Annotated in this window: 4 protein-coding genes; all 4 read right to left on the reverse strand. The window is 65.6% G+C overall.

Going from position 1 to position 4,109, the window contains the following annotated elements; genetic code table 11:
• Positions 1-192: 192 nt before the first annotated feature.
• Positions 193-612, reverse strand: a complete 420-nt coding sequence (locus ACOJTD_RS24715) for a globin family protein (protein WP_420135493.1) — start codon at positions 610-612, stop codon at positions 193-195.
• A gap of 148 nt (positions 613-760) precedes the next feature.
• Positions 761-1,555 carry an ABC transporter ATP-binding protein gene (locus ACOJTD_RS24720; RefSeq protein WP_420135494.1) on the reverse strand — a complete coding sequence of 265 codons (795 nt, stop codon included), beginning with the start codon at positions 1,553-1,555 and terminating at the stop codon, positions 761-763.
• An 11-nt stretch (positions 1,556-1,566) separates the two neighbouring features.
• A complete protein-coding gene (ntrB, locus tag ACOJTD_RS24725) occupies positions 1,567-2,466 on the reverse strand; it encodes a nitrate ABC transporter permease (protein ID WP_420135495.1) in 900 nt (299 codons plus the stop codon).
• 67 nt (positions 2,467-2,533) lie between these two features.
• Positions 2,534-3,847: a CmpA/NrtA family ABC transporter substrate-binding protein gene (locus ACOJTD_RS24730; RefSeq protein WP_420135496.1), complete on the reverse strand. Its 1,314-nt coding sequence runs from the start codon at positions 3,845-3,847 to the stop codon at positions 2,534-2,536.
• Between the last annotated feature and the right edge of the window lie 262 nt (positions 3,848-4,109).

Consider the following 4,109-nt stretch of genomic DNA (forward strand, 5'->3'; position numbering starts at 1 on the left):
GGGGAGGGTCGGCACGCAGCCCGCATAGCGGGATGCGTGACGGGGTGGGGTGAGCCGCGAGCACGGCGGATGAACTCTTCGCGACCCCACCCCGCTCGCTACGCGAGTGACCCTCCCCCTCCAGGGGAGGGTGTGGGGGCCGCGCGTCGTGGCTGATGCCTGCGTTCATGCGCAATGTCGCACGCTCCATCATTACGCCGCCACGCCGTACGCTTCGGCGATCATGTAGCTCGACAGCGTGGTGTAGGCGCCGGTCCACGCGTCCTTCAGCTCCGGCGTCCAGGCGTCGCCGAGGCCTTGCTCCAGCGTCCACAGCAGGGCGGCGCCGACGGGCGCGTAGTGCGCGGCGGTGACGCCGTAGCCGACGTGGTGCTTGGCGAGGCGGCTGGCGGCCGGCAGGATCGAGGGCAGGTCGGTCAGGCCGCCGACCACGACGGCCAGCGTGCCCATCAGCTTTTTGCCCTGCTCGCGGATGTCAGCCTTGGCGAACAGCGGCTTCACCTCGGGCGCGATTTCGAACAGCCGGCCGTAGAACAGGCCCGCCGCCTGCTCGGAGATCGGCGCGACCTTGGCGAAGCTCTGCTGCACGAGGGCGATCTGGTCGGGAGTCATGGTGCGGTCCCTTGTTGCTGGATGAGCTAACCTCGTCATTCCGGGATGCGCCCCGCTTGGGGCGCAGGCCCGGAATCCATATCCCCTGACGGTGGTTATGGATTCCGGGCTCGCGCTTCGCGCGCCCCGGAATGACAGCCGCTAATGATTACGCCGCCTCGATGAACCGGTGCCGCTCGTACAGGAATTCGAGCACGCGCTGGCGGCACTTCAGGTACGTGGCGTTGGTCGCCAGTTCGAGCCGCTTGCGCGGGTGCGGCAGGGGCACTTCCAGCACTTCGCCGATCCGCGCCGACGGGCCGTTGGTCATCATCACGATGCGGTCGCTGAGCAGCACGGCTTCATCCACGTCGTGGGTGATCATCAGGATGGTGTTGTTCAGCTTCTGATGCAGCGCCATCACCGAATCCTGCAGGTGCGCGCGCGTCAACGCATCGAGCGCGCCGAACGGTTCGTCGAGCAGCAGTACCTTCGGCTCCATCGCCAGCGCCCGGGCGATGCCGACGCGCTGCTTCATGCCGCCGGAAATTTCCGACGGCCGCTTGTCCTTGGCGTGGCCCATCTGCACCAGATTGAGATTGTGCAGCGTCCAGTCGTGACGCTCGGCGCGGCTCTTGGTCTTGGCGAACACCTTGTCGACGCCGAGCCGGACGTTCTGGTACACGGTCAGCCACGGCAGCAGGCTGTGGTTCTGGAAGACGACGGCGCGGTCGGGTCCCGGCGAGTTGACCTCGCGGTTCTCCAGCAGCACGCCGCCCTGGGTCGCGCCGGTGAGGCCGGCGACGATGTTGAGTAGCGTGGACTTGCCGCAGCCGGAATGGCCGATGATCGAGACGTATTCGCCCTGCGCGATGTCGAGGCTGACGTCCTTCAGCACCTCCGTGGTCGCAGCGCCGCGGGTAAAGGTCTTGTCGATGTGATCGAGCTTGAGATAAGCGGTCATGACCGTGCTCCTTAGGCTGCCGAAGTGCCGTGGGTGACGAACCGGCCGAGCCCGGCGATCAGCCGGTCGAGCACGAAGCCGACGATGCCGACGTAGAACAGCGCCAGAATGATTTCGCTGATGTGCGAGGAATTCCAGGCGTCCCAGATGAAGAAGCCGATCCCGACGCCGCCGATCAGCATCTCGGCCGCGATGATCGCCAGCCACGACAGGCCAATGCCGATGCGCAGGCCGGTGAAGATGTAGGGCGCGGCCGAGGGCAGCATCACCTTGGTGAAGAATTCGAGCGGATTGAGCCGCACCACCGCGGCGACGTTGCGATAGTCCTGCGGGATGTTGCGGATGCCGACCGCGGTGTTGATGATGATCGGCCAAATCGACGTAATGAAGATCACGAAGATCGCCGAGGGCTGGCCGTCGCGGAACGCCGCGAGCGACAGCGGCAACCAGGCCAGCGGCGGAATCGTGCGCAGCACCTGGAAGATCGGATCGAGCCCGCGCATCGCCCACACCGATTGGCCGACCAGCGTGCCGAGCGCGATGCCGGCAACGGCGGCGAGCGAGTAGCCGAACGCCACGCGCTGCAGCGATGCGCTGAGATGCCAGAACAGGCCCTTGTCGATGCCGCCGCGATCGTAGAACGGATCGAAGATCAACTCCTTGGTATCAGCATAGACCTTCGACGGCGGCGGCAGCGCCGAGCCGGTGCGCCGGCACAGCAACTCCCAGATCACCATGAACAACGTGAATACGATCAGCGGCGGGATCACCCGGGCGGCGATCTCGCGCGCGTTCTTGATGTACTTGTCGGCGCGCGGCTGCCGCTTCGGCCGCATCGTCACCACGGCCGACGACGGCGGCGTGAGCGCGGTGACGGTCTCGGTCTCGGATTTCAGGGCGGTCATCGACATCGGGTTGACACTCCGTCGTCTGAAGGGAGGGCCGCGCGGCGGGCGCGGCCCAGTGATCATGTGATCGTCAGGCTTCGATGCGCTTGATCGTCAGCGACTTCAGGTACGCGGCCGGATCTTCCGGATCGAACACCTTGCCGTCGAAGAACGTCTCCTTGCCGCGCGACGTCGAGGTCGGGATGTCGCTGGCGGCGACGCCGAGCGTCTTGGCGGCGTCCTTCCACAGATCCTCGCGGTTGACCTTGGCGATCAGCGCCTTGCTGTCGAAGCCGGGCTCGTACTTGCCCCAGCGAATGTCCTCGGTCATGAACCACAGATCGTGGCTCTGGAACGGGTAGGAGGCGTGGTCGGCCCAGAACCGCATCTGCTGCGGCGAGTTCTCGACGACGCGGCCGGTGCCGTAGTCGAAGCGGCCCTTCATGCGGTCGATGACGTCCTCCGCCGGAACGTTGATCCACTGCCGCTTGGCGCAGATCTTGGCGGTCTCTTCGCGATTAGCAGGGTCTTCGCACCACTGCTGCGCTTCCATCACCGCCATCAGCAGCGCCTTCGCGGCCTTCGGGTACTTGTCGACCCAGGCGGCGCGCATGCCGAACGACTTCTCCGGATGCTTGTCCCACAATTCGCCGGTGGTCAGCGCGGTGTAGCCGATGTTCTGATGGATCAGCTGCAGATTCCACGGCTCGCAGACGCAGAAGCAGTCCATCGTGCCGACCTTCATGTTCGCCACCATCTGGGCCGGCGGCACCACGATGGTTTCGATGTCCTTGTCCGGATCGATGCCGCCGGCGGCGAGCCAGTAGCGGATCCAGAGATCGTGCGTCCCGCCCGGGAAGGTCATCGCCGCCTTCACCGATTTGCCGGAGGCCTTCTTCTTCTCCAGCGCGGCCTTGAACGGCGCGGTGTCGAGCCCGACCTTGAGGTCCGCGTACTCCTTGCCGACCGAGATGCACTGGCCGTTGAGATTGAGCCGCGCCAGAATGTACATCGGCGTCGGCACGTTGTTCTGCGTCACCTTGCCGGACGAGATCAGATAGGGCATCGGCGTCAGGATGTGCGCGCCGTCGATGCCGTTGCCTTCGGAGCCGAGCACGAGGTTGTCGCGCGTGGTGCCCCACGACGCCTGCTTCTCGACGCTGACGTCGGGCATGCCGTACTTCGCGAAGATGCCCTTCTCCTTGGCGACGAACAGCGGCGACGCATCGGTCAGCGCGATGAAGCCGAGCTTGGCGCCCTTCACTTCGGGGCCGGCGTCCTGCGCGAAAGCGCCGCCCGGGAAGCTGAGCTTCGCCGCGGCGAGCAGTGCGGCTGCGCTGCCGCCGGCCTTCAGAAGCTGGCGGCGGCTCACTTTGCGTCCGAGGCCGTCCTTGCTGATCGTCATCGTTGCCATGTTCCCTTTAGGGGTCGCGCGACCCTGTTGCCCACTAGCTGTCCTCACTCGGCGCTCGACCGACCGACGAAAAAAAAACGCTGCGTCCTGGCCTCTGCTTGCGCGGGCCAGGACAGCAGCGTTGCTGTCGCGAGTTGATCGATGGACGCCGGGCACCCACCGGTGACCCGATCTAAGAGTAGCGAAAACCGTGCCAGTCGCGTAGGGAGGTCGATTAGTGAGGAGTTACAAGGAGTTGATTTACTGCGCCGCT

This window comes from Rhodopseudomonas sp. (genome assembly GCF_048594845.1).
In the GTDB taxonomy this organism is placed as follows: domain Bacteria; phylum Pseudomonadota; class Alphaproteobacteria; order Rhizobiales; family Xanthobacteraceae; genus Rhodopseudomonas.